23 protein-coding genes are annotated in these 24,570 nt (G+C 74.7%); 9 read left to right on the top strand and 14 right to left on the bottom strand.

Going from position 1 to position 24,570, the window contains the following annotated elements:
• Window positions 1-79: 79 nt before the first annotated feature.
• Window positions 80-457, bottom strand: coding sequence for a hypothetical protein (locus tag WCD41_RS20055; protein ID WP_337715616.1), 378 nt, complete (start codon window positions 455-457; stop codon window positions 80-82).
• 167 nt (window positions 458-624) lie between these two features.
• On the opposite strand from WCD41_RS20055, the gene WCD41_RS20050 reads away from it, so the two are divergent.
• Window positions 625-1,260, top strand: a complete 636-nt coding sequence (locus tag WCD41_RS20050; protein WP_337715614.1) for a response regulator — start codon at window positions 625-627, stop codon at window positions 1,258-1,260.
• Window positions 1,257-3,125 carry a sensor histidine kinase gene (locus WCD41_RS20045; RefSeq protein WP_337715612.1) on the top strand — a complete coding sequence of 623 codons (1,869 nt, stop codon included), beginning with the start codon at window positions 1,257-1,259 and terminating at the stop codon, window positions 3,123-3,125. Before WCD41_RS20050 ends, WCD41_RS20045 begins: the two co-directional genes overlap by 4 nt.
• Window positions 3,126-3,157: 32 nt before the next feature.
• On the opposite strand, the gene WCD41_RS20040 is transcribed toward WCD41_RS20045, so the two are convergent.
• The 10 genes from WCD41_RS20040 to WCD41_RS19995 form a co-directional block, all read right to left on the bottom strand.
• A complete protein-coding gene (locus tag WCD41_RS20040; protein ID WP_337715610.1) occupies window positions 3,158-4,327 on the bottom strand; it encodes an alkaline phosphatase family protein in 1,170 nt (389 codons plus the stop codon).
• Window positions 4,328-4,338: 11 nt separating this feature from the next.
• Window positions 4,339-6,000 (bottom strand): monocarboxylate uptake permease MctP, encoded by a 1,662-nt coding sequence (gene mctP, locus WCD41_RS20035; protein ID WP_373695160.1) that lies wholly within the window; start codon window positions 5,998-6,000, stop codon window positions 4,339-4,341.
• Window positions 5,997-6,278, bottom strand: coding sequence for a DUF3311 domain-containing protein (locus WCD41_RS20030; RefSeq protein WP_337715608.1), 282 nt, complete (start codon window positions 6,276-6,278; stop codon window positions 5,997-5,999). Before WCD41_RS20030 ends, mctP begins: the two co-directional genes overlap by 4 nt.
• Window positions 6,279-6,481: 203 nt before the next feature.
• The gene (locus WCD41_RS20025; protein ID WP_337715607.1) at window positions 6,482-8,311 is read right to left on the bottom strand and encodes a phosphoenolpyruvate carboxykinase (GTP); all 1,830 of its coding nucleotides are present in this window, start codon (window positions 8,309-8,311) and stop codon (window positions 6,482-6,484) included.
• Between the two features lie 205 nt (window positions 8,312-8,516).
• Window positions 8,517-9,401, bottom strand: coding sequence for an NAD-dependent protein deacetylase (locus WCD41_RS20020; protein WP_337716093.1), 885 nt, complete (start codon window positions 9,399-9,401; stop codon window positions 8,517-8,519).
• 82 nt (window positions 9,402-9,483) lie between these two features.
• Window positions 9,484-10,902, bottom strand: coding sequence for a metallopeptidase TldD-related protein (locus WCD41_RS20015; RefSeq protein ID WP_337715605.1), 1,419 nt, complete (start codon window positions 10,900-10,902; stop codon window positions 9,484-9,486).
• Entirely contained in the window at window positions 10,899-12,416 is a 1,518-nt protein-coding gene (locus WCD41_RS20010; protein WP_337715602.1) for a TldD/PmbA family protein, read from the bottom strand. Before WCD41_RS20010 ends, WCD41_RS20015 begins: the two co-directional genes overlap by 4 nt.
• Before the next feature lie 50 nt (window positions 12,417-12,466).
• The gene (locus WCD41_RS20005; protein WP_337715600.1) at window positions 12,467-12,808 is read right to left on the bottom strand and encodes a DUF6802 family protein; all 342 of its coding nucleotides are present in this window, start codon (window positions 12,806-12,808) and stop codon (window positions 12,467-12,469) included.
• Window positions 12,809-12,818: 10 nt separating this feature from the next.
• Complete coding sequence (locus WCD41_RS20000; protein WP_337715598.1) at window positions 12,819-14,495, bottom strand: hypothetical protein; 1,677 nt, start codon at window positions 14,493-14,495, stop codon at window positions 12,819-12,821.
• 13 nt (window positions 14,496-14,508) lie between these two features.
• Window positions 14,509-15,894, bottom strand: a complete 1,386-nt coding sequence (locus WCD41_RS19995; RefSeq protein WP_337715595.1) for a dynamin family protein — start codon at window positions 15,892-15,894, stop codon at window positions 14,509-14,511.
• 179 nt (window positions 15,895-16,073) lie between these two features.
• Between WCD41_RS19995 and WCD41_RS19990 the strand changes: the two genes are divergently transcribed.
• The 6 genes from WCD41_RS19990 (at window position 16,074) to WCD41_RS19965 (ending at window position 20,305) form a co-directional block, all read left to right on the top strand.
• Window positions 16,074-16,520, top strand: coding sequence for a hypothetical protein (locus WCD41_RS19990; RefSeq protein ID WP_337715593.1), 447 nt, complete (start codon window positions 16,074-16,076; stop codon window positions 16,518-16,520).
• A gap of 116 nt (window positions 16,521-16,636) precedes the next feature.
• Entirely contained in the window at window positions 16,637-16,921 is a 285-nt protein-coding gene (locus tag WCD41_RS19985) for a hypothetical protein (protein WP_337715591.1), read from the top strand.
• Window positions 16,922-16,965: 44 nt separating this feature from the next.
• Window positions 16,966-17,730 (top strand): tRNA (guanosine(46)-N7)-methyltransferase TrmB, encoded by a 765-nt coding sequence (gene trmB / locus WCD41_RS19980; protein WP_337715590.1) that lies wholly within the window; start codon window positions 16,966-16,968, stop codon window positions 17,728-17,730.
• Between the two features lie 41 nt (window positions 17,731-17,771).
• Window positions 17,772-18,470: an NYN domain-containing protein gene (locus WCD41_RS19975; RefSeq protein WP_337715587.1), complete on the top strand. Its 699-nt coding sequence runs from the start codon at window positions 17,772-17,774 to the stop codon at window positions 18,468-18,470.
• Between the two features lie 60 nt (window positions 18,471-18,530).
• On the top strand, window positions 18,531-18,980 hold the full coding sequence (locus WCD41_RS19970; protein WP_337715586.1) for a hypothetical protein: 450 nt from the start codon (window positions 18,531-18,533) through the stop codon (window positions 18,978-18,980).
• Window positions 18,981-19,039: 59 nt separating this feature from the next.
• Window positions 19,040-20,305 (top strand): amidohydrolase family protein, encoded by a 1,266-nt coding sequence (locus WCD41_RS19965; protein ID WP_337716091.1) that lies wholly within the window; start codon window positions 19,040-19,042, stop codon window positions 20,303-20,305.
• 59 nt (window positions 20,306-20,364) lie between these two features.
• On the opposite strand, the gene WCD41_RS19960 is transcribed toward WCD41_RS19965, so the two are convergent.
• Window positions 20,365-21,693, bottom strand: coding sequence for an MFS transporter (locus WCD41_RS19960; RefSeq protein WP_337715584.1), 1,329 nt, complete (start codon window positions 21,691-21,693; stop codon window positions 20,365-20,367).
• Window positions 21,694-21,744: 51 nt separating this feature from the next.
• Window positions 21,745-22,206: a MarR family winged helix-turn-helix transcriptional regulator gene (locus WCD41_RS19955; RefSeq protein WP_337715582.1), complete on the bottom strand. Its 462-nt coding sequence runs from the start codon at window positions 22,204-22,206 to the stop codon at window positions 21,745-21,747.
• 92 nt (window positions 22,207-22,298) lie between these two features.
• On the opposite strand from WCD41_RS19955, the gene WCD41_RS19950 reads away from it, so the two are divergent.
• A complete protein-coding gene (locus tag WCD41_RS19950; protein ID WP_337715580.1) occupies window positions 22,299-24,188 on the top strand; it encodes a propionyl-CoA synthetase in 1,890 nt (629 codons plus the stop codon).
• On the opposite strand, the gene WCD41_RS19945 is transcribed toward WCD41_RS19950, so the two are convergent.
• On the bottom strand, window positions 24,185-24,538 hold the full coding sequence (locus WCD41_RS19945; protein WP_337715578.1) for a DUF6841 family protein: 354 nt from the start codon (window positions 24,536-24,538) through the stop codon (window positions 24,185-24,187). The two genes, WCD41_RS19950 and WCD41_RS19945, sit on opposite strands and share 4 nt — an antisense overlap.
• Window positions 24,539-24,570: the final 32 nt, after the last annotated feature.

The raw sequence follows: 24,570 nt of genomic DNA, 5'->3' as shown, positions 1-24,570 counted from the left end.
CGCGGAGTCTAGGGACGCGCAGCGAGGGACGCCTTCGCTGCGTCGGAGGCAGCGAGGGCGTCCCTCGATCCGTGCGGGGTCAGGCGTCCGCGGGCACCTGGGAGCGCGCGCGGCTCATCAGCAGCACGACGGCAACGATCGTCAGCACCACGGTGGCCGCTCCCCAGGCCACGAACAGCGGCGGGACGTCGGGCACGAAGAACGCCGGGAGAGCCGTGAGGCCCGAGAGGATCCGCGACGCGGCCATGATCCGGAGGGCGGCACGCCGGCCCGTGCGCGCGAACCATCCGGCGCCGGCCAGCGTCGCCACTCCCATCACCGTGCTGAAGACCAGCACCTCGAGGGGCGGGCCCTGGCCGTCGGGCGGTGACGGCGTGAGCAGCGCGATGACGTCGAGGACGGCGAGGACGACCGCCAGCCAGAATCCGACCTTGGCGCGGGTGGTGAGGGTGCTCATGGCGGTGCTCCGTGATCCGAGGTGCCCGACGGCGTGACGTGACGAGCGTGCGCGCCGGCACGCCCGGTCACAACGGTCGCTGTCCCGGCGCGACCGGGCGTCTTCCCGGGTGAACCGGGCGCCGGAGAACGGGGACACCGTGACCACGAAGTGTCACGATCAGGCGCGTGACCAGCCCGTCGATCCGCGTGGTGCTCGCCGACGACCACCCCGTCGTGCGGCGGGGGCTCGCAGCGCTGCTCGAGTCGGTCGACGGCGTCGAGGTCGTCGGGCAGGCCGCAACGGGGCGTGAGGCGGTCCGGGAGGCCCAGCTGCTCGCCCCGGACGTCGTGCTGATGGACATCCGGATGCCCGACCTCGACGGGGTCGAGGCGAGCAGGCGGATCGCGGCGGCGACCCCGGGCGTCGCGGTGCTCGTCCTGACCATGCACGACGACGACGAGACGGTGGTCGCCGCCCTGCAGGCGGGGGCGCGCGGCTACCTTCTCAAAGGGGCCGACCAGGAGGAGATCCGGCGGGCGGTCCACGCCGTCGTCGCGGGCGAGATGATCGTGGCACCGGGGGCGGCCCGGCACGTGCTCGCGCGGCTCACGACGCCCTCGGTGCCGTTCCCCGACCTCACCCCCCGCGAGCGCGACGTCCTCGCGGCGATGGCGCAGGGCCGGCGCAACGGGGCGATCGCCGCCGAGCTCGGGCTCGCCGCCAAGACCGTCGGCAACCACGTGTCGGCGATCCTCGTGAAGCTCGGCGTCGGGACCCGCGCCGAGGCGGTGGCCGCCGCCCGCCGGGGCGGGCTGGGATGAGGGCCGGCGAGCTCGCCGCCGGCGCGGCGGTGCTGGGGACCGCCGCGGCGGCGGTGGTCCGCCCGCCGGTGACGGGCACGGGCGCGGCCTGGACGGTCGGCGCGCTGGTGCTCGGTGCGGCCGGGCTGGCGGGCGCCGCGGTGGTGCGCCGGCGCGGCGGGGCCCGGGGCCCGGCGGCCTGGATGACCGTGACCGGCGCGGCGCTGCTCGTCCTGGCGCTGGCGGAGGCCGCCGTCGACCGCGACCCCGGGCTGGTCGGCGTCGAGCTGCGGGTGCTCGCCGCCGTGCTCCCGCTGCTCGTGCCCGGGCTGGTGATCACCTTTCCGACCGGGCGGCTCGAGCACCTCACCGACCACGTCGCGGCCGCGGTGATCGGGGCGGGTGGGCTCGCGATCGTGGTCGCCCCCGTCCAGTCCGTCGCCCTCCCGGCCGGGGTGCTGCTGTGCACCGTCGCCGCCGGCGCGGTGTGGGCGCGCTTCGAGCGGTCCCGCGACCTCGACCGCGAGCGGATCCTCTGGGTGCTCCTGGGCGCCGGGAGTGCCGTGGTCGTCGGCGGCCACCTGATCTTCGCCGCCGAGCAGTTCGTCGGATCGCCCGTCGAGACTGCGCTGCTCACGGGCGTCCTGCTGTGCGGGCTCGGCGTACCGGTGGGCCTGGTGGTCGCGCTGGTGGCGCCCCGGGTCACCGACGTCCGGCGCGCGATCTCCGGCGTCGCGGTCGTCATCGTGATGGTCGACCTCGCGCTGGGGGTCTTCGCCGGCACGCTGGCGACCCTGGAGGCGCTCACCGGGCGCCCGCCCTCGCGCAGCGTGGCGTCGGTCGTGTGTGTCGTCGTCGCGGCGGTCTTCCACCCCGCGCTGGTGCGCGTGCGCGAGACCCTCGACCAGGTCCTGTTCGGCGGCCGCCCCGACCCGGTCGGCGTGGTGTCGTCGCTGGGCGACGAGTTCCGCCGCGGCGGCGGGCCCCAGCAGTGGCTGGACGCCCTGCGTGCCTCGGTCGATCTGCCCTGGGTGGCCGTGCGTCACGAGGACGAGGTCGTCGTGACCTCGGGACACCCGGGCGGCCCGACCACGACGATCGCGCTGCACGCGGGCGACGAGCACATCGGTGACCTTCTCGTCGGGCTGCCCGAGCACCACCGCGAGCTGCCGCGCGCCACCGGCGAGGTGCTGCGCCTCGTGGCCGGACCGCTGGCCCGCGCGCTGCAGAGCGCCCGGCTCGCCGACGAGCTGCAGGAGTCGCGCCGCCTCGTCGTCCTCGCCGCGGAGGAGGAACGCCGCCGCCTGCGCCGCGACCTGCACGACGGCCTGGGTCCGGTGCTCGCGGGCGTCGGCTACACCGCGGACGCGGCGCGCAACGTGCTCGACGCCCGCCCGGAGCGGACCGCCGAGCTGCTGGTCGCGCTGCGCGAGGACGTCGGCGGCGCGATCGCCGAGGTGCGCCGCCTGGTGCACGACCTGCGGCCCCCGGTGCTCGACCAGCTCGGGCTCGTCGCCGCCGTACGGCAGCAGGCCGACCGGGTCACCCAGGACGCGGCCGGACCGACGGTGACGGTCGAGGCGGACGCGGTCGGCGCGCTGCCCGCCGCCGTGGAGGTCGCGGCCTACCGGGTGGTGTCCGAGGCCGTGCTCAACGTCGTGCGCCACGCCGGGGCGAGCCGGGCGCGGGTGGCGGTCCGCCGCGAGGACGGGACCCTCGAGCTCCTCGTCACCGACGACGGGTGCTCCGGCGCGGCGTGGACCCCCGGCGTCGGCCTGACCTCGATGCGCGAGCGGCTCGCCCAGCTCGGCGGCACGCTCGAGGCCGGTGCGACGCCCGACGGCGGCCGCGTGCTCGCGCACCTGCCGCTGGCGACCCCCATGTGAGCACTTTCCGGGCCCATGGGCCCGGAAAGTGCTCACGTACCGCGGGCGAGCGCGAAGGGCACGTGCTGCTCGGCGTCGGTGAGCGAGCCGTGGTGCCCGACGAGCCCGGTCTCCATCGGCTCGATTCGCGAGCGCACCAGCGTCCAGCTGCCCGTCGCGGCCGCGACGACGTCGCCGATCCGCCCGCGCGCGGCGTCGGTGACCCCGCTCCCGAACCATCCCTGCGCGATCGCCTCGTCGCGGGTGCGTACCCAGGCGGCGTCGCCCAGCTCCTCGCGCCACGCCGCGGCGACGTCGTCGAGGGCGCCGTCGGCGACGAACACGTGCCGCACGCGGGCCTCGCCGGCCAGTCGGCGCACGCCGCCGAGCAGGGCCGGGGTGGTGTCGATGTCGATGCGCCAGCCGGCGTCGGTGCCGATCATGCCGTGGTCGGCGACGACGGCGAGGACGGTGTCGGACGGCAGGTCCTCGGCGATCGCGGCGACGAGCCGGTCGACCACGGCGAGCTGGAGGCGCCAGGGCCGGCTCCCCGGGCCGTGCTGGTGCCCGATCATGTCGAGGTCGCCGTGGTAGGCGTAGCAGAAGGTGCGTTCCTCGGCGGAGTCCGTGGTCAGGGCGTCGAGGACCTCCGCGCCGAGGTCGCCCAGCGCCGACACCCCGTGGAACCGCCCGCCGCGCAGCGCCGCCCGGGTCAGCCCCGAGCGGCGCTGGATCTCCGGCGCGACGGTCGTGACCGCGACGCCGGCCCGCGCCACGCGCTCCAGCACCGTCGGCGCGGCCTGGACCTGCTCGGGCGGGAGCTCGCGGCGCAGGTCGACGGGGTCGGTGGCGCCGTGCGCGCACCAGCGCAGCGTGTTGAGGACGAGGTCGGCGGGCGCGTCGGGGTCGTCGAGCGGCGGCACGCCCATGCTGTAGCCGACGATCCCGTGCTCGCCCGAGGGCAGGCCGGTGCCGAGGCTCGCGATGCTGACCGCCGTCGTCGCCGGGAAGCCGGCGGTCAGCGTGCGTCCCCGCGCCGCGAGCTCGGCCAGCGCCGGCGCCCGGTCGGCGTGGGCGTCGAGCAGCTCGGCGCCGAGCCCGTCGACCAGCAGCAGCGCCACCCCGCGGGCCTCGCCGACGCCCAGGGTGTCGTCGAACCCGCCGACACGCAGGGCGGCGGCCAGCGAGGGCGAGACGTCGGCGAGGGTGCCCGCGGGGGTCATGCGCAGGAGTATTACGTGCTCGCCACGGCCTCCGGCTTCGTCTCCTCGGAGACGCGTGTCGCGTGGTAGTCCGAGACGCGGGTGTGGTCGCGGCCCTCGGCCACGCCCGTCGCCCGCAGCACCAGCGTGGCGACGACCGCGACGACGAGGTTGAGGATCAGCGCGACGAACCCGACGTAGATCTGCACCCGCGAGCCGTCCCAGGGCGCCCAGCCGAAGAACGACAGCTTGTCCAGGGCGAGCGCGGAGCCGCCGAAGTGCTGCTTGCCGTTGGAAGGGTTGGGGATCTGGTAGAGCAGGTACATCCCCCAGGCCATGCCGGCCACCCAGCCGGCGACCAGCGCCCAGCGGTGGAACCAGCGGGTGTAGAGCGCGATGGCGACGGCGGGCAGGGTCATCAGGATGATCACGCCGCCGATCAGCTGGAGGTCGACCGAGAACTGCGGGTCGATCAGCACGATGAACAGCACGGCGCCGACCTTGACCACCAGCGACGCGAGCTTCGCCTGACGGGCCTCCTCGCGCGGCGTGGCGTCGCGGCGCAGGAACTCCTTGTAGATGTTGCGGGTCCACAGGTTCGCCGCGGCGATCGACATGATCGCCGCTGGGACGAGCGCGCCGATGCCGATCGCGGCGAAGGCGATGCCCGCGAACCACGCCGGGAACTGGTTGTCGAACAGCACCGGGACGATCGTGTTCGAGTCCGCCCGCCCGGTGGAGCCGTTGACGATCGGCTTCACGCCGGCCGCGATCGCCACGTAGCCGAGCAGCGCCAGCAGGGCGAGCAGGAACGAGTACGCCGGCAGTGCCGCCATGTTCCGTCGGATGGTGCCGCGGCTCTGGCTGGAGAGCACGCCGGTCACCGAGTGCGGATAGAGGAACAGCGCCAGCGCGCTGCCCAGGGCGAGCGTGGCGTACTGGAGCTGGTTGTTCGCGGTCAGCAGCGTCGAGCCCGCCGGCTGCCCGGTGCTGGGCGACGGCTGCGAGAGCTTCGCCTGGCCCGCGTCGAAGATCGCCGACCAGCCGCCGAGCTTGAGCGGCAGGTAGATGATCGCGACGAGGATGACGATGTAGATCAGCAGGTCCTTGACCACCGCGATCAGCGCCGGCGCCCGCAGCCCCGACTGGTAGGTGTAGGCGGCGAGGACGACGAACGCGACGAACAGCGGGGCGTGCCCCCAGAACCCGGAGCCGTTGAGCCCGATGGTGCGCAGCACGGCCTCGAGGCCCGCGAGCTGCAGCGCGATGTAGGGCATCGTCGCGACGATCCCGGTCAGGGCGATGAGCAGCGCGAGGATCGGCGAGTCGTACCGGCCGCGCACGAAGTCGGCGGGCGTCACGTAGCCGTGCACCCGCGAGACCGACCACAGGCGCAGCAGCGGCAGCATGACCAGCGGGAACGCGATGATGGTGTAGGGCACCGCGTAGAAGCCCAGCGCGCCCGAGGAGAACAGCAGCGCGGGGATCGCGACGAACGTGTACGCGGTGTAGAGGTCCCCGCCCAGCAGGAACCACGTCACCCAGGAGCCGAACTTGCGCCCGCCGAGGCCCCACTCGTCGAGGTGCTCGAGGTCGGCCGCCCGGCGCCACCGGCTCGCCATGAAGCCCATGACCGCCACGGCGAGGAAGAGCAGCGTGAAGATGACCAGCTCGGTCGTCTGCGTGCCGTTCACCGGTCGCCCTCCTCGTCGACGTGGCGGGTCAGGCGGTGGACCGCGAGCGTGCAGAGGATGCCGATCGGGATGACGAGCAGCTGGAACCAGTAGAAGAACGGCAGCCCGCCGAGCGTCGGCTCCTCGGTGTTGAACAGGAACGGCAGGATCGAGACGAGCGGGATCAGCAGCAGCAGGTTGATCCACCGGAACCGGACGTCGGTCCAGCCGGTCGGCGGTGGCGACGTCTCGTCCGGCGCGTTCGCGGGCTCCCCCGGGGGTGGGGCGGACGTCGTCATCGTCTGACCTCCTCGTCGACAGCTCCTCACGCAGAGCCGAGCGATGGTAAGCCCGGCGTGACGTCCCGGTGAAGCGCTTGCGACGGACAGGCGAGTGAGTTGGCCCTCCCGGGCGCGCCTCGGTGCGCCGACCCCGGAAACACGAACGGCGCCTTCGCTGCTTCGGGAGCAGCGACGGCGCCGTTCGTTCGTCGTGGGGTCGGTCAGCCGGCGTCGAGGCGCTGCTTGAGCGCCTCGAGCTCGTCGCGCATCGAGGTCGGCAGCTTCTCGCCGATCTTGGCGAACCACTCCTCGATGAGCGGCAGCTCCTCGCGCCACTCGTCGGCGTCGAAGCGCAGCGACGCTTCGATGTCCTCGATCGGCTCGGACAGGCCGTCGACGTCGATCTGGTCGGCGCCCGGCACGTGGCCGATCGGCGTCTCGGTGGCGGCGGCCTTGCCCTCGATCCGCTCGATGATCCACTTGAGGACGCGGCTGTTCTCGCCGAACCCGGGCCACAGGAAGCGGTTGTCCTCGCCGCGGCGGAACCAGTTGACGTAGAAGATCCGCGGCAGCTTCGTGGCGTCGGCGTTCTTGCCGGTGTCCACCCAGTGCTGGAAGTAGTCGGCGACGGTGTAGCCGAGGAAGGGCAGCATCGCCATCGGGTCGCGGCGGACCTGGCCCTTGCCGCCCTTGGCCGCGGCCGTCATCTCGCTCGACATCGTGGCGCCCATGAAGGTGCCGTGCTGCCAGTCGAACGACTCGGTGACCAGCGGGATCGTCGTCTTGCGGCGGCCGCCGAACAGGATCGCCGAGATCGGCACGCCCTGCGGGTCGTCCCACTCGGGCGCGACGACGGGGCACTGCGAGATCGGCACGGTGTAGCGCGAGTTCGGGTGCGCGGCCGGCTTCGCCGACCCGGGCGTCCAGTCGTCGCCCGTCCAGGCGGTGAGGTGCTCGGGGTCGCCCTCCAGCCCCTCCCACCAGACATCGCCGTCGTCGGTGAGCGCGACGTTGGTGAACAGGGCGTTGCCCTGCTCGATGGTGCGCATCGCGTTCGGGTTGGTCTTCCAGTTCGTCCCGGGCGCCACGCCGAAGAACCCGAACTCGGGGTTGACCGCGTAGAGCCGGCCGTCGGCGCCGAAGCGCATCCAGGCGATGTCGTCACCGACGGTCTCGGCGCGCCAGCCCGGGATCGTGGGCTGGAGCATCGCGAGGTTGGTCTTGCCGCAGGCCGACGGGAAGGCGGCCGCGATGTAGTACGCCTTCTCCTCCGGGCTGATCAGCTTGAGGATGAGCATGTGCTCGGCGAGCCAGCCCTCGTCGCGGGCCATCGCCGAGGCGATGCGCAGCGAGTAGCACTTCTTGCCCAGCAGCGCGTTGCCGCCGTACCCGGACCCGAAGCTCCAGATCTCACGGGTGTCGGGGAAGTGGCTGATGTACTTCGTCTCGTTGCACGGCCACTTCACGTCCTGCTGGCCGGGCTCGAGAGGCGCGCCGACCGAGTGCAGCGCCGGGACCCACTCGGTGTCGCCCTCGTCGAGGCGCTTCGTCACCTCGGGGCCCATGCGGGTCATGATGTGCATCGAGGTGACGACGTAGGCCGAGTCGGAGATCTCGACGCCCAGCTTGGGGTGCTCGGCGTTCACCGGGCCCATGCAGAACGGGATCACGTACATCGTGCGACCGGCCATGCACCCGCGGTACAGCTCGGTCATGACGGCCTTCATCTCGGCCGGGTCCATCCAGTTGTTGGTGACCCCCGCGTCGGCCTCGTCGACCGAGCAGATGAAGGTGCGCTCCTCGACCCGCGCGACGTCGTCGGGGTCGGAGGCGGCGTAGAACGAGTTCGGCTTCTTCTCCGGGTCGAGCTGCGTGTACGTGCCGGCGGCGACGAGCTCCTTGGTCAGCCGGTCCCACTCGTCCTGGGACCCGTCGCACCACACGACCTGGTCCGGCGTGGTGAGCTCGGCGACCTCGGCCACCCAGTCGATCACCTCGCGGCGGCGGATCGGCGGGTTCTCGAGTCCTCGGATGGTCGGAACAGCAGTCATGCGTCTCCTCGGTCGCTGGCTCGCTCGCCGGAACGCCGCGGACCGCGAAGCGGCCCCGGTCGCCTCGGGAAAGGAGTCATCGCCGGGCACGGCGCCGTGCCCGGTCGAATACTCCGTCGGTGGTACTCGACGTTAACGAGACTTCGTGAGAACGACACCGCCGAGCGCTGTCGGGGGCCTCACTTCCACGATCAAGCTGAACGATTCAGGCCCGATCGAGCAAACGCAGGGTGTCCAGCACCCCTGGCAGGACGTCCCCGAGCGCCTCGGTCAGCCGGATGTCCGCCACACCGTCCGCACGGCTCGGACCGCTGGTCACGACGGCCACGGGCAGCCCGCGCCGCGACGCCGCGTGGACGAAGCGGAGCCCGGACATCACCGTCAGCGACGAGCCGAGGACCACCAGTGATCGTGCCCGGTCCACGAGTGAGAAGCAGTGGTCGACACGCGGGCGGGGCACCGACTCACCGAAGAAGACCACGTCCGGCTTCAACGGACCGTCACCGCACGCCGGGCAGGCCGTCATCGTGAAGCGGTCGAGCTCGGCGTCGGGGAGCTCGGCGTCGCCGTCGGGGTTGATCGCGACGGCCCGCGCGTCGAAGCCGGGGTTCAGCGCCTCGAGGCGCCGCTGGATCTCCGTGCGCGCCGGCGTCGCGCGGCACCCGAGGCACACGACGCGGTCGAGCGCCCCGTGCAGCTCGACGACGTCGCGGGCGCCCGCGGCCTGGTGCAGCCCGTCCACGTTCTGGGTGATCACGCCGCTGACCAGGCCCGCGCGCTGGAGCGCCGCGACGGCGCGGTGACCGTCGTTGGGGCGTGCGCCGGCCATCTGCGCCCAGCCGACGTGGCTGCGCGCCCAGTACCGGTGCCGGGCGACGGGGTCGCCGACGAAGGCCTCGTAGGTCATGGGGGCGTGGCGCCGCGCGGCGCTCGTCGGGCCGCGGTAGTCGGGGATGCCGGAGTCGGTGGAGATGCCCGCGCCGGACAGCACGAGCGCCCCGCCCTCGGCGATCAGCGTCGCGAGCGCGGGGACGTCGCCGCGGACGGGGACGTCGGCCTCCCACGCCTCCTGCGGCGCGGAGTACCGCATCAACGACCTGACCACGCCCTCCAGTGTGCGCTCCTATGTGAGTGAACTTCGGTGCTATAGCCCCGAAGTCCGCTCACATACCTCAGCGGCCCGGCGACACCGAGGTCATGTGGAAGTCGGGGACGCGCAGCGGGGGCATGGCGGCGCGGGTGAACCAGTCCTTCCACTCCCGCGGCAGGGTCCGCTCGGTGGTGCCGGCCTCGGTGGCCCGGCGCAGGAGGTCGAGCGGCGACTCGTTGAAGCGGAAGTTGTTGACCTCGCCGACGATCTCGCCCCGCTCGACGAGGTAGACGCCGTCGCGCGTCAGGCCCGTGAGCAGCAGCGTCGACGGGTCGACCTCGCGGATGTACCAGAGGCAGGTCAGCAGCAGGCCGCGCTCGGTGGTGGCCACCATCTCCTCGAGCGTCGCCTCCTCCCCGCCGGTGAGCACGAGGTTGTCGGTGGGTGCGGCGAACGGGGCGTCGTACTCGGTGGCGGCGGCCCGCGAGTAGGCGAGCGTCGCCACCTCGCCGTCACGCACCCACTCGACCCGCCCGGTGGTCGCCCCGTTGTCGAACACCGACACCTCGTCCCCGGAGTACGTCGTCGCGAGCACCGGGGTGTAGGCGAGGTCCGGGTAGCCGGGCGCGGACGGGTCGCCGGCGAGCGTCAGCGGCAGCGGACCGAGACGTTCGCCGACGCGCGTGCCGCCGGCCCGCGAGAACGCCGAACGGCCCTCCTGCGCCGGCCGCCCACCCATCGACCAGGCCAGGTAGATCATCAGGTCGGACACCGCCGACGGCGGCAGGATCGTCTCGTAGCGTCCCGCGGGCAGGTCGATCCACCGCCGGCCCCACGGCAGCCGGTCGCGCAGGCGCCCGACCAGCGCGGTGACGTCCACGGTCCCGACGTCGGTGGCGCCCTCGCCGCCCCACACCGACGTGCCGGTGGCGGGGTCCTTGAGGTTGAGCTCCACCGACCCGCCGGGCTCGACCCAACGGCGGCGTACCCCGGCGGACGTGGCGAGCCAGGTCGTCGTGACGCGGTGGTCGGCGAACCCGTAGGACGCCTCGTCGGGGCGGAACGAGGCGCCGAGCTCCTCGGCCAGGCGCCCGAACACGGCCATCGAGGTGGCGCCGGCCTCCTCGTCCCAGTCGCCCGGACCGCCGTCCGTGGACGACGGGAGCGGAGCGGCGTCGCGGGCGGGACCGGCCCGGCGGGCGGCCTGCACGGCGCCGCCCACGGCCTCGGCGATCACGGCGTCGCCCTCCGGGCCCGCCGCGAGCGCGGTGGGCGCCGGGACGGTCGCGACGCCGGCGCCCGTCCCGCCCTCCAGCGGCACGAGCATGATCACCGAGAGCCGCCGCTCGACGGTCTGACCGTTGGTGGTCAGCGTCGAGTTCGCCCAGCGCACGACGGCCTCGGACACCTCGCGGACCATCGCGACGGCCCCCGCGTCGGGCACCTGCGTCGCGGCGATCGCGAGCGTGCGCTCCACGAGCGCGGACCCGGGCGCGCTCACGACCCGCTCCCGGTGTTGAGGACGGTGACCTGCCGCAGGAGCGCCGAGGGGCACCCGTGGCTGACCGGCGCGACCTGTCCGGGCTGGGCCTTGCCGCAGTTGAACGCCCCGCCGAGCCGCCACGTCGAGCGCCCCCCGACGGCCTCCAGCGAGCCCCAGAAGTCCGTGGTCGTCGCCTGGTAGGCGACGTCGCGCACCTGGCCGACCAGCTTGCCGCCGCGGATGCGGTGGAACTGCTGGCCGGTGAACTGGAAGTTGTAGCGCTGCATGTCGATCGACCAGGAGCGGTCGCCGACGATGTAGAGGCCGTCCTCGACGCCGTCGATGAGCGCCGCGGTGGACCGGTCGGTGTCCGGGTCGGCGCGCAGCGACACGTTCGCCATCCGCTGCAGCGGCACGTGCTCAGCGGAGTCGGCGTACGCGCAGCCGTTGGAGCGCTCGAGTCCCAGACGCGGCGCGAACGACCGGTCGACCTGGTAGCCGACGAGCACCCCGTCGCGGACGAGGTCGAAGTCCTGGGCCGCGACGCCGTCGTCGTCGTACCCGACGCTCGCGAGACCGTGCGGGACGGTGCGGTCGCCGGTGACGGTGAGGACGTCGCTGCCGTAGCGCAGGGTGCCGAGCTTGTCCGGGGTGGCGAAGCTCGTGCCCGCGTAGGCGGCCTCATAGCCGATCGCCCGGTCGTACTCGGTGGCGTGCCCGATCGACTCGTGGATGACGAGCCACAGGTTGGTCGGGTCGATGACGAGGTCGGTCGGCCCGGCCTCGACGCTCGGGGCTGCCACCTTCTCCGCGAGCAGCTCGGGCAGCGCCGCGAGCTCGCCGTCCCAGTCCCACCCCGTGCCGGTGAGGTACTCCCAGCCGCGCCCGGTCGGCGGGGCGAGGGTGCGCAGCGTCTCGAAGCCGCCGCCGGCCCGGTCGACGGTGGTGATGGTGACGTCCGGGTCGACGCGCACGCGCTGCTGCGTCGTCGTGGTGCCCGCGGTGTCAGCGTAGAAGGTCTGCTCCTTGACCTGCATGCAGCTCGCGGCGACGTGGTCGACGCCGGGCGCGGCGAGCAGGCCGGTCGACCGCTCCGTCAGCAGGCCGATCTTGTCGGCGACGTCGACGGCCCACGGGTCGACGTCGTAGGGCGAGACCCAGGTGACGCCGGCGTGCACGGGCTCGGCGGCCAGCGTCACGCGCTCGGTCGCGAGCGCGGCGAGCGTGCCGGACACCTCGAGGGCGCGGCGCGCGGTCGCCGCGGCCGTCTCGGGGGTGAGGTCGACGTGCGCGGCGAACCCCCACACCCCGTCGCGCAGCACCCGCACCGCCAGGCCGACGGTCTCCTGGTCGGCGGCCACGACGACGCGCCCGTCGCGCAGCTCGAGGTGCTGGCTGCGCAGGCGGTGGACGCGCAGGTCGGCGTGCTGCGCCCCGCCGCGCCGGGCGGCGTCGAGGGCGGCGTCGGCGAGCGCCGCGTGGGGCAGGGCGAGGAAGTCCGCGTCCACCGCGTGCGTCACGGTGCTGTTCACGGGCACCGAACCTACGGGACGCGCCGGTCCGGACGGCGCAACGACGTGCGTCAGCCGCCGCGCACCCACCGGCCGGTGACCGGGTCGATGACGGGCGCCGGCGGCACGGGGCCCTCGTCCCACGGGGCGTCCGGCACCTGCTCGGGCGTCTCCTCCGTCGTGGCGCTCCCGTCGTCGTGCAGGCGGGTGATCACGTCGACCCGGGCGTCGCCGTCGAGGTCGGTGCCCAGCACCAGCGCGTCGGGCTCGCCCACCACGGCGGTGTCGGGGCGGCCGTCGGCGTCGCTGTCGACCGTCGCGGCGCCCAGGACGTGGACGCCGTCGAGGAACAGTTCCGCGGGCGTGGCGGGATCGACGGACACCTCGGGGTGGACCTCGGGGACATCGACCATGTCCCGGAGGCTAGGTGGCCGCCGCTCCGCGCGGGTGCGGTTCGGCCATATCGACGGGAACGTCCACCCGGTCCCGCCACGCCGCGAGCCGCCGCAGCAGCGCCTCCGCCCGGTCGCGGCCCTCGCGCGCCTCGGCGGCCGTGCGCGCCGCGGTGCGGTCCGCCTCGGCGCGGTCGGCGCCGGCGTGCCGCACGGCGGCCAGTGCGTCGTCCAGGTCGCGCGCCCGGTCCTCGAGGGCGGCGTCGAGCGCGAGCGTGACCTCCCGCTCCGTGGTGATCAGCGCGTCGGCGAGCACCCGCTCGAGGTCGCCGCGCACCTCCGCGAGCGCCTCGACCGACCACTGCCGCAGGTGCGCCCGGTCGGCGGCCAGGCGCCGGGCCCGCGCCACCCACCCGGCCGCGCCCAGCCCGAGCCCGACCGACACCGGGACGAGCGCCGCCCCGAGCGCGGCCGGCGCGATCGGCACGGCGAGCAGCGGCAGCAGCGCGAGCCGGGACAGGCCGAGCCCGCCCGACGCGCCCGCGACGACGAGCAGCCGGTCCTCCGCCGGCCGGGTCCGCGGGGCCGGCACGAGGGCAGGTTCGCCCAGGTCCGGGACACGCAGCGCCGGCAGCTCGCCGGCCGGCACGAGCTCGGCGAGCGTCGTCGCGACCAGCGCCCGCAGCCGCGCCCCGAGCCCGCCGACGACGTCGGCGGCGAGCGCCTCGACCTCACCGGCGAGCTCGCGCGGGACCGCGGCGAGCCCCGCGCGGTCGGCGTCCTCGATCCGCGCGCGCACGGCGACGCCGAGCGCCCGCACCCGGGCGGCGAGGTCGTCGGCGGCCGCGACCCGGGCCGTCGCGAGATCGGCACGCCAGCGCGTGTGGTGGTCGCGGCGCAACGCGGACCGCGCCGCGAGCAGCTCGTCGCGCCGCCGGGACAGGTCCTCGCCGGCCGGTGCGCGCAGCGCCGTCCGGGTCGCCTCGGCGCGCGCGGCCACCCCGTCCAGTTCCCCGGCGAGCAGGCGCAGCGCGTTCGCCTCCGCGAGCATCCGCCGCCGCCGGGCGACCAGGCGGTGCAGCTCGCGCTGCAGGGCGGCGAGGCCGGAGCGCCGGCGCAGGGCGGCCGCCGCCTCCGGGGACGCCTCGGCCGCCCGGCGGGCCAGCGCCGCGGAGACGGGGAACCACGGGGCGTCGGCCAGCCGCGGCACGTGGCCCGCGACGAGCGCGCGGTCGGCCTCGAGGACGGTGCGCCAGCCGCGGTGGGCCTCGGTCCGGGTCAGGGCGAGGACGACCGTGTCGACGCGGGCGGCCGCGCGGGCGAGGGCGTCGAGCTCCTCGGTGCCCAGCGGGGCGGCGGCGTCGGCGAGCACCAGCGCGGCGGTGGCCCCGTCGACCGGCCAGGTGCCCGGGTCGGCGGCGCGTGGGGGCACGACCAGGTCGAGCTCGTCGAGCAGGGGCACCGGACCCACCGACTCGCGGGTGGCGCGCCGGGCGCCGTCCGCGTCCCGGTCGGGCGCGGCGTCGAGCCCGAGCAGTGCGGCCAGCAGCTCCGCGCGGCCGCGGCCGGGAGCGCCGACGAGCGCCACCGTCGGTCGTCGCGGGGGCGGTGGCGCGGCGGCGCGGGCGGCGGCGTCCGGGTCGAGGCGGGCGAGCAGGGCGTCCAGCGCCTCGCGGGTCCGCGCGACCTCGGCCGGGATCTCCTTCACGCCCTTCTCTCCTTCATCGGGCGGGGCCCGCGGTGAGCTCGCGCCACACCCGCACGTAGGTGCGGTGCACGACGTGGGCGAGGTCGGCGATGCGCCGGGGCGAGCCCCACGACCCGTACGCCTGCCACCAGGCGGCGCGGCGGGCGGCGTGGCCCGCCAGCTCGACGGGGTGCACGCCGGCGCGTCCCAGTCGCACGTCGGGTGGACCGGGGGCGGCGAGCCGGTCGACCTCGTCGAGGAGCTCCGCGGGCAGGCCGAGCGCGCCGGCCCGCAGCCGGGCGCGCACCTCGAGCAGGGCCCGGTCGGCGAACGCCGCGCGGCGGCCCAGCGAGCCGGCGGCGTCGGCGATGCGGGTGGCCTCCCCGGGCGAGGCCGTGTCGGCGGCCTCCGACCGGGACCGGCGCTGCCCGAGCGCGGCGAGGTCGCGCACCCCGGCGGACGCGCCGAGCAGGTCGGTGCGGACGCGCACCTCGTCGTGCAGCCTGCCGACGAGCGTCGCGAGCCCGGACGCGCCGAGCAGGGCCTCGCAGAGCTCGCCGACCCCCGCGGACGCGTCGGCGCGCAACAGCGCCAGGCCGAGCGCCAGCCCGCGCAGGTCGAGCAGCTCGAGCAGCCGCACCCGCGCCTCGGTCGGCAGCGGCAGCTCGGCGGCGGTGAACAGCTCCGCGTCGAGCAGCGCGACCTCGAGCACGGCGGGGTCGGCGCCGGCGAGCAGCCGCAGGGCGCCGATGTCCTCGCTGCGCAGCGCCCCGGTCACGGCGGTCTCCGCGAGCAGCCCGATCACCGGTGTCACGGGACCCACCCGGTCGCCGAGGCGGCGCCCGAGGTCGACCGCGAGCTCGCGCCCGTCGTCGGGGCCGACCGTGTCCGCGCGGCCCAGGACGGCCACGACCCCGGCCGGGCCGTGGGTGGCCGGGCCGGGCAGCACGTCGAGGTCGCCGGCGTGGGCCGTCGCGGGCAGCACGACCAGCGCCGCGTCGGCGTGGGCGCCGCCGGTGTGTCCCGCCGGCCGCCGCGCCGAGCCGGTGCCGGGGGTGTCGATGACCGTCAGGCCGTCGAGGGCCGCGCTCGTGAGGGTGACCACGAGGTGGTCGACGTCCTCGGGGCGCACCCCGAGCCGGTCGCCCACCGCCGCCGGCACGCGCCCGCCCGCGGCCAGCGGCAGCGGCCGGCGCGTGCCGTCGGTGAGGACGACGTCGAGCCGGTCGGCGGCCCCGCGGACGTAGTGGGCGGTCATCGCGGTGCACTCACCGGCGCCGGTCGGCGCGACCCGCCGCCCGACCAGGGCGTTGACCAGCGTCGACTTGCCCGACGAGACCGGACCGGCGACGACGAGGGACGGCGTGGCGAGCATCCGGTCGGCGATCGCCTCGATCGCATCGGCCGTGGGCAGCGACACCCGGGGCGCCAGCGCACGGCATGTCGCGACGACGGCGCTGCGCAGGGGGCCCACAGTCGTCGCAGAGTAGGCGCCCCACCCGTCACACAGGGCACGTTCGCACACGTCGCGGAGGGTTTCGCGTGATCGCCCGTCGGGGGAGACTGCTCACGAACCGTCACCCGGGAGGGAACCGCCCCGTGCTCGACACCGGCACGTACATCTTCATCGTGGTCGTCGGCGCGATCCTGACCCTCGTGGTGGGCCAGATCCTCATGCGCTCGGGGATCGGGTTCCTCCGTGACGTCTTCGACTCCGAGGAGGTCGCGGTCTCGACGAACCGGCTCCTCGGGGTGCTGTTCCACCTCGTCGCGCTGGGGTTCCTCGCCCTCATCTCCACCTACCGCCCGTTCGACGTGCAGGGCACGGTGCAGATCGTCGTGACCCAGCTCGGCGGCGTCATGCTCGTGCTGGGCGTGCTCCACGGCCTGACGCTGCTGCTGCTCGCCCGCGTCCGCAGCCGCCGGCGCAGCGAGACGCTCGAGTCGGAGATGACCGCGCAGTACGAGCAGTCGCGGCGCGCCCGGCAGAGCCCGCGTCAGCAGGTGATCGAGGGCGGCCCCCCGTCCGGCGGAGCGTCGCACTGACCCGTCGGCCGAGCAGGGCCGTCCGAGCACGTCCGATCCCCCGACCGGGTCATCCTCCGCCGCCGCGCTAACCCGGTCCGCGACCGCAGCGATGAGCGAGTGTGACCCTCGTCCCCTTGACTCGCCGTGCGGTGCCCGTCGCGTCCCGGGCGGCCGAGCCGCTGACCACGCCGATGCCGCGCCTCGCCGACGTCGTGCACGCGGTGACGGCGACGTTCGGCTCCACCGGGTGGACGCTGCGCTTCGGCCCCTCCGGGCAGCACGTGGTAGTCGACCGTCTCGCCGACGCCCACGCCGCGGCCCGCCGGCTCGTCGGCGCCGCCCTCGGCATCCCCAGCGCCGCCGTCCGTATCCGGATCACCCCCGACCGCGCCACCCTGACCTCGGTGCGCCGCTCCTGAGCCCACCGCCGGTCCCCACCCGGATCCCGTGTGAAGATCGGGGGATGCCGGGGCCCGAGCACGACACGCTGCCGACGTCCGGAGGTGACGTCCCGCGGCGCTCGGTGGTCAGCTTCACCGACCGCGGCGGCCGCACGACCGCCGGCCAGCAGCGCGCCTGGGACCGCCTCTGGTCGCGGTACGGTGCGATGGCTCCCGGCTTCGACGGCGAGGGTCCGCCCGTGACCGACGGCCGGCTCGACGCGCCGGCGTGGTTCGGGCGCGAGGCCCCGCTGCGCCTCGAGATCGGCTCCGGGATGGGGGAGACCACCGCGGCGCTCGCCGCCGCCGAGCCCGGCACCGACCATGTCGCGGTCGAGGTCTACCCGCCGGGCCTGGGCCAGCTGCTCCTGCGCATCGAGGAGCGCGGCCTCGGGAACCTCCGGCTCCTGCGCGGCGACGCCGTCGTCGTCCTCGCCGAGCTCGTCGCGCCCGACTCGCTGGCCGGCCTGCGCGTCTACTACCCGGACCCGTGGCCCAAGCGCCGCCACCACAAGCGCCGGCTGATCCAGCCCGCCACCGTCGCCCTCATGGCGTCGCGCCTCGCGCCCGGGGCGACGCTGCACCTCGCCACCGACGTCGCCGACTACGCCGAGTGGATGCTCGAGGTGACCGACGCCGAGCCGCTGCTGGACAACCCCCACGGCGGCTTCGCGCCCCGGCCCGACTGGCGGCCGCGCACCAAGTTCGAGGCACGCGCCGAGCAGGAGGGACGCCCCAGCCGCGATCTCCTGCTGGTGCGTGCCACCGCGGAGGGGAGCCGACCCTGAGCACCCGTCGCATCCGCCGGCGGGCGGTTAGAGTCGGGCCCGTGTCGCCGTCCCCCTCACCCGCCGACCTGGCCACCCCGCCCGCCGCGCTGACCGGCGGTGCGGTCGAGGAGACCGGCGCCGGGCAGGAGACGGCCGACGCCCCGCCGAGCCGCACGCTGCTCGTCTGGGACGCCCCGAACATCGACATGAGCCTCGGCTCGCTGCTCGGCACCCGCCCGACCTCGGCGTTCCGGCCCCGCTTCGACGCCGTCGGCCGGTGGCTGCTCTCCGAGGCCGGCCAGGACGGGCTCGCCGAGGCGACGGTGTTCACCAACGTGGTCCCCGGCTCCACCGAGATCGTGCGCCCGTGGGTCGAGGCGCTGCGCAACGTCGGCTTCGCGGTGTTCGCCAAGCCCAAGGTCGCCGACGACTCCGACGTGGACGACGACATGCTCGCCCACATCGAGGCGCGCCGCGTCGAGGGCGGCCTCGCCCACGTCGTCGTGGCCTCCGGCGACGGGCGGGCGTTCCGCGAGCCGCTCGAGGACCTCGTCGCGCAGGGCATCACCGTGACGGTGATCGGCTTCCGCGAGTACGCGGCGTTCGCCGTGGCCTCCGAGATCGTCGACTTCCTCGACCTCGAGGACATCGAGGGCGTGTTCCGCGAGCCGCTACCGCGCGTCAGCCTCGACACGCTGCCCGACGCCGGCGCCTGGCTGCCGCCCCTGCGGTCGCTGCGCTCGCTGCTGGAGCGCTGAGTCCGCGCCGAGCACTGGGGGACGACGCCCGGGGAACGGGCGCGGCACACCCCGGCCGACGTGCTCGTCCCCGCGCCGCGGGCACGCTGGACGCGCGCGGTCACGTCGTCGGCGTCGCCGGACGTGCTGTGGCGCTGGGTCTGCCAGCTGACCGTCGCGCCGTACAGCTACGACCTGGTCGACAACCTCGGCCGGCGCAGCCCTCGCACTCTCACGCCGGGCGCGGACGACGTCCGGGTGGGTCAGCGCCTGCTGGTGCTCTTCGTCGTCGACACGGTCGTCCCCGGCGAGCACCTCACGCTGCGCCGCGCCCGCCGGGGCCGCGGACCGGTCGAGGAGTTCGCGATCACCTACGCGGTCACGCCCGACCCGCGCGGGTCCCGGCTCGTCGCGACGGTGACCGTCGACGGCTCCCGTCGCGGCGGGCTCCTGCGCCGCCTGCTCGCGTGGGGCGACCTCGTGATGATGCGCCGCCAGCTCAGGACCCTCGCGGCCCTCGCGGCGCGGTAGGGCAGGCTGGGCGCGTGCACCGGTTCCACGCCCCGATCGTCCTGCCCTGCGACGCGCCGATGACCGTCCTGCGCGACGCGGTGGTGGACGTCGACGACGACGGGCGGATCGCCTTCGTGGGGCCGGCGGCGTCGGCTCCCCCGACGGACGCGCCGGTCGTCCGGGTCACCGGCCTGCTCATGCCGGGCCTGGTCAACACCCACGCCCACACGCCGCTGACGGTGCTGCGCGGCAAGGGCGGCGACCTGCCGCTGATGCGCTGGCTCACCGAGATCGTCTGGCCCGCCGAGGCGAAGCTCGGGCCCGCCGACGTGCGCGACGGGATGCTCGCGGGCACCGCGGAGATGCTGCGCGGCGGGGTCACGACGTCGGCGGAGATGTACTTCCAGAGCGAGAACGTCGTCGAGGCCGTGCTGGCGATCGGGTCCCGGGTGGTCCTGACGCCGGGGATCATCACCGCGCCCGGGATGGAGCGCCTCGGCACCTGGCAGCAGATGCGCGACGCGATCACGCGCTGGATCGACGCCGACGGGCTGCGGTTCGGGCCGGGCGAGCGCGTCGAGCTGGGCTACGGCCCGCACTCGGCGTACACGCTGCCCACCGAGGCGATCGTGAGCACGGCCGCGCTGGCGAAGGAGCGCGGGGCGCTGATGCACCTGCACGTGGCCGAGGCCGCGGGCGAGGACGACGCGGTGCGCGCCGAGTTCGGCTCGGTGCCCGCGATGCTGGAGGCGACGGGCTCGCTGGGCGGGCGGGTGCTCGCCGCGCACGCCATCCAGCTCTCCGACGACGACGTCGCGATCCTCGCCCGCCACGACGTCGCCGTGGCCCACTGCCCGGGGTCGAACGCGAAGCTCGCGGCGGGCGTGGCCCGGCTCGCCGACCTGCGCGCGGCCGGGATCCGGACGGGCCTGGGCACCGACTCCCCGGCGTCCAACGACGACCTCGACCTGTGGGAGGAACAGCGACTCGCCTCGCTGTTCGCCCGCCAGCGCGGCGCCGACGCCACGGCCCTGACCGCCGCCGGCGCGCTGGCCATGGCGACCCGCGAGGGCGCGCGGGCGCTGGGCCGCGACGACCTCGGGGTCCTCGCGCCGGAGGCGTGGGCCGACATGGTGCACGTCCGGGTCGACGACCCCGCGTTCGTCGACCCGGACGACGACGACCAGCTGATCTCGAACCTCGTGTGGGCCAGCGGGTCCCGGGGGGTGCGCGACGTGTGGGTGGCCGGCGAGCCGGTGCTCAACGACGGCACGCTCGCGCGCGTCGACCCCGGCGAGGTGCTCGCCGGGGCCCGGCGCGTGGCCGCCAAGGTGCGGGCCTGACCCACGCACGTGCGCCGTACGGAGTATGTGAGCGAACTTCGGGGCTATAGGCCCCAAGTTCACTCACGTGGGAGGGCGAGGGTGACGACGAGGGCGGAGGCGAGGACGAGGGCGCCGGCCACCCCGTAGGCGGCGCGGAACCCCTCGGCGGCGGCGACCGCGGCCAGCACCGCGATGCCGATCGCCCCGCCGACCTGCTGGCCGGTATTCGCGAGCCCCGAGGTCAGGCCTGCCGTGTCGGCGTCGGCGTCGCTCATGACCACCGACGTCACCGAGGGCATGACCAGCCCGGCGCCGAGGCCCAGGAGCAGCAGCGCCGGCAGGAGCTGGGTGACGTAGTCGTCGCCCGGCGCGCCGACCAGCACCGCGAAGCCCGCCAGCAGCAGCCCCAGCCCGGCGAGCAGGACCCGGCGCGCGGAGAACCGGGCGATCACCGGCCCCGCGCACCGCAGCGCGACGACCCCGATCACCGCGGCCACCGGCAGCATCGCCAGCCCCGTCTCGCCGGGCGAGTAGCCGAGCACCTGCTGGAGGAAGAGTGCGGTGGCGAACTGGAAGCCCATCATCGCGGCCACGGTCAGCACCTGCGCGAGGTTGCCGAACGACACCGACCGCGACCGCAGGACGGCGGGCGGGACCAGCGGTGCCGCGGCCCGGACCTGGCGCAGCGCGAACCCGCCGAGCAGCAGGACGGCGAGGAGCCCCGCGATCGGGTGCACCTCCACGATCGCGAACACCAGCGACGCGAGCCCGAGCGTCACCAGCACCGCACCGAGCAGGTCGGGCCGTGTCCCGGGGACACGGGTCGGGTCGGGGGCCAGCACCCGCAGGGCGAGGACGACGGCCACGACGCCGATCGGCACGTTGACGAGGAAGATCGCGCGCCAGCCGACGGCCTCGGTGAGCACCCCGCCCAGCAGCAGGCCGAGCGACGCGCCCGCGGCGCCCACGAAGGCGTAGGCCCCGAGCGCCCGTGCCCGGTCGGTGTCCTCGGAGAACAGCGACACCACCATCCCGAGCACCACCGATGACGCGAGTGCCGCGGCGACGCCCTGCACGGCGCGGGCGGCGACGAGCATCGCCGGACCGGTCGCGAGGCCGCACGCCAGCGACGCGAGCGTGAACAGGACGAGCCCCGCGACGAGCATCCGGCGGCGTCCGACGAGGTCGCCGAGGCGCCCGGCGAGCAGGAGGAGCCCGCCCAGCGGGACGAGGTAGGCGTTGACGGTCCAGGACAGTCCGGTGGCCGTGAAGCCCAGGTCGTCGCGGAGCGCGGGCAGGGCGACGCTGACGATCGTCCCGTCCAAGATGATCATGAGCATGGACGTGCTGAGCAGCGCGAGCGCGACCCAGGGGTTCGCGGCGCGGGTGCGGTCGGCGAGCAGCATGGCTCCGACCGTATCAGAACGTCTATTTCAGAACTATCCCGATACGACTCATCACGTCCGGGACGACCGGCGTGGGCGGGCGTCGTGGACGTCGCCAGCCAGCGGGCCCTCGACCAGCCGGGTCAGCCCGTCCACCACGGCCGCGCGGTCGGCGCCGAGCACGCCGAGCACCTCGTCGTAGAGCGCCTGGATCACGGTCGCCGCCTTCTCGACCAGCGCCTCGCCCTCGGCGGTGGTCTCGATGAGCCGGGCGCGCCGGTCGGTCGGGGACGGGACGCGCCGCGCGAGGCCCGCGCGCTCGAGCCCGTCGAGCGTCGTGACCATCGTGGTCTTGTCGAGCAGGGCCGCCTCGGCGATCTGGCCCTGGGTGCGGTCGCCGGCCGACGCCTTGTCGAGCACGCAGTACTGCCGCGCGGTGAGGCCGAGGTCGGCGAGCGCGGTGGTCATCCGGGCGGCGAGGGACTCGCTCGTCTTGTCGAGGAGGAAGCTCAGGTCCGGGGTCACGCGCGCCATGTCGTCAGCCTACGGAACTTTCCACAACGGGACGATCAGCGTGGCCGATCGGGCAGTGCGCGGGGTCCGGGGGCGTGGTTAGTGTCCGGGCCATGAGTGGCGAGTACCGGCAGGCGTACGACCGCAGCATGAACGACCCCGACGGCTTCTGGCGCGAGGCCGCCGGCCTGATCGACTGGTACCGCGAGCCCGAGACGATCGTCGACGCGTCGCAGCTGCCGTTCTCGCAGTGGTTCGTCGGCGGCGAGCTCAACACCTGCCACAACGCCCTCGACCGCCACGTCGACGCCGGCCGCGGCGACCAGGTCGCGCTGATCCACGACTCGCCGGTCACCGACGACCGCCAGCGCTTCACCTACCGCGAGCTGCGCGACCGCGTCGCCGCGTTCGCGGGGCTGCTGCGGGCCCAGGGCGTCGGCAAGGGCGACCGGGTGATCATCTACATGCCGATGATCCCCGAGGCAGCCGTTGCGATGCTGGCCTGCGCGCGGCTCGGCGCCATCCACTCCGTGGTCTTCGGCGGGTTCGCCGCGCGCGAGCTCGCCGTGCGCATCGACGACGCCAAGCCCTCGGCGATCGTCAGCGCGTCCTGTGGCATCGAGGGCAAGCGGGTCATCGAGTACAAGCCGCTGCTCGACAAGGCGATCGAGCTGGCCTCGCACGACCCAGGTCCGTCGATCGTCTTCCAGCGTCCGCAGTACGCCGCCGAGATGGGGGCGCGCGACGTCGACTGGGCGGAGGCCGTGAAGGACGCCGAGCCCGCCGGGTGCGTGTCCGTCGCGGCCACCGACCCGCTCTACGTCCTGTACACCTCGGGCACCACCGGCAAGCCCAAGGGCGTCCAGCGCGACAACGGCGGTCACGCCGTCGCCCTGCGCTGGTCGATGGAGAACATCTACGACGTCGGGCCCGGCGAGGTCATGTTCACCGCCTCTGACGTCGGCTGGGTCGTCGGGCACTCCTACATCGTCTACGCGCCCCTGCTCACCGGGGCGACGACCGTGCTCTACGAGGGCAAGCCGATCGGCACGCCCGACGCGGGTCAGTTCTGGCGCGTGATCCAGGAGCACGGCGTCAAGGCGATCTTCACCGCCCCGACGGCGTTCCGCGGCATCAAGAAGGAGGACCCGGAGGCGGTCCTGCTGCGCGACTACGACATCTCCTCGCTCGAGACCCTCTTCCTCGCCGGCGAGCGCCTCGACCCCGAGACGTGGACGTGGGCGTCGGAGAAGCTCGGCGTGCCGGTGGTCGACCACTGGTGGCAGACCGAGACGGGCTGGCCGATCGCCGCCAACCTGCGCGGGCTCGAGCCGATGGAGCTCAAGGCCGGCTCGCCGTCGGTGGTCGTGCCTGGGTACCAGGTGGAGATCCTCGACGTCGACGGCAGCGTGCTCCCGCACGGCGAGGAGGGGGCGATCACGATCAAGCTCCCGCTGCCCCCCGGCTGCCTGCAGACGCTGTGGCAGGACGACGAGCGCTTCCGCGAGTCGTACATGTCGCGCTACGAGGGCTACTACCTCACCGGCGACGGCGGCTACCTCGACGAGGACGGCTACCTCTACGTCATGGGCCGCACCGACGACGTCATCAACGTCGCCGGCCACCGCCTGTCGACCGGGTCGATGGAGGAGGTGCTCTCCGGCCACAAGGACGTCGCCGAGTGCGCCGTCATCGGTGTGCACGACGCGATGAAGGGGCAGGTCCCGCGCGGGTTCGTCGTGCTCAAGGCCGGGGTCGAGCGCGACGAGGCCGAGCTCTCCGCCGAGCTCGTCAAGATGGTGCGCGACGAGGTCGGCGCCGTGGCGTCGTTCAAGAACGTCGCCGTCGTCCCCGCCCTGCCCAAGACCCGCTCGGGCAAGGTGCTGCGCAAGACCATGCGCGGCATCGCCGACGGCAAGGACGAGGCCGTGCCGTCGACGATCGACGACGCGAGCGTGCTCGACACCCTGCGCCCGGTGCTGCAGAGGGGCCCGGACGTCTAGACGGGCCGGTCGAGGAGGGTGAGGACGGCGATCCGGTAGCCGTCCTCACCCGCCACGAGCTGGTAGCAGAACCGCTCCGCCGGCCCGTGGCCGTGGTCCCAGGTGACGTCCGCCCAGACGCCGACCGGCCCCTCGCCCATGATCGTGATCGAGGGGGCGGCGACGTCGATCCCCTCGTACTGCGACCACGACGCGGCGAAGAACGCCGCGGTCTGGGCGGCGTCGCTGACGGCGATCGACGTGCCGGGGAAGAGGACGAGCGCGGGGACGGCGTACAGGTCGGCGACGGCGTGCTCGTCGCGGGCGAGCAGGGCGGCGGCGTAGCGGGCGAAGAAGGCCTCGACGGTCATGGTGACCATCGTGGGGAGAGAACAGGACACGC

It is taken from the genome of Actinomycetospora aeridis (genome assembly GCF_037400275.1).
GTDB lineage: Bacteria > Actinomycetota > Actinomycetes > Mycobacteriales > Pseudonocardiaceae > Actinomycetospora > Actinomycetospora aeridis.
Note: the sequence above shows the minus strand (reverse complement) of the source record. Positions and strands in the feature narration are given on the sequence as shown.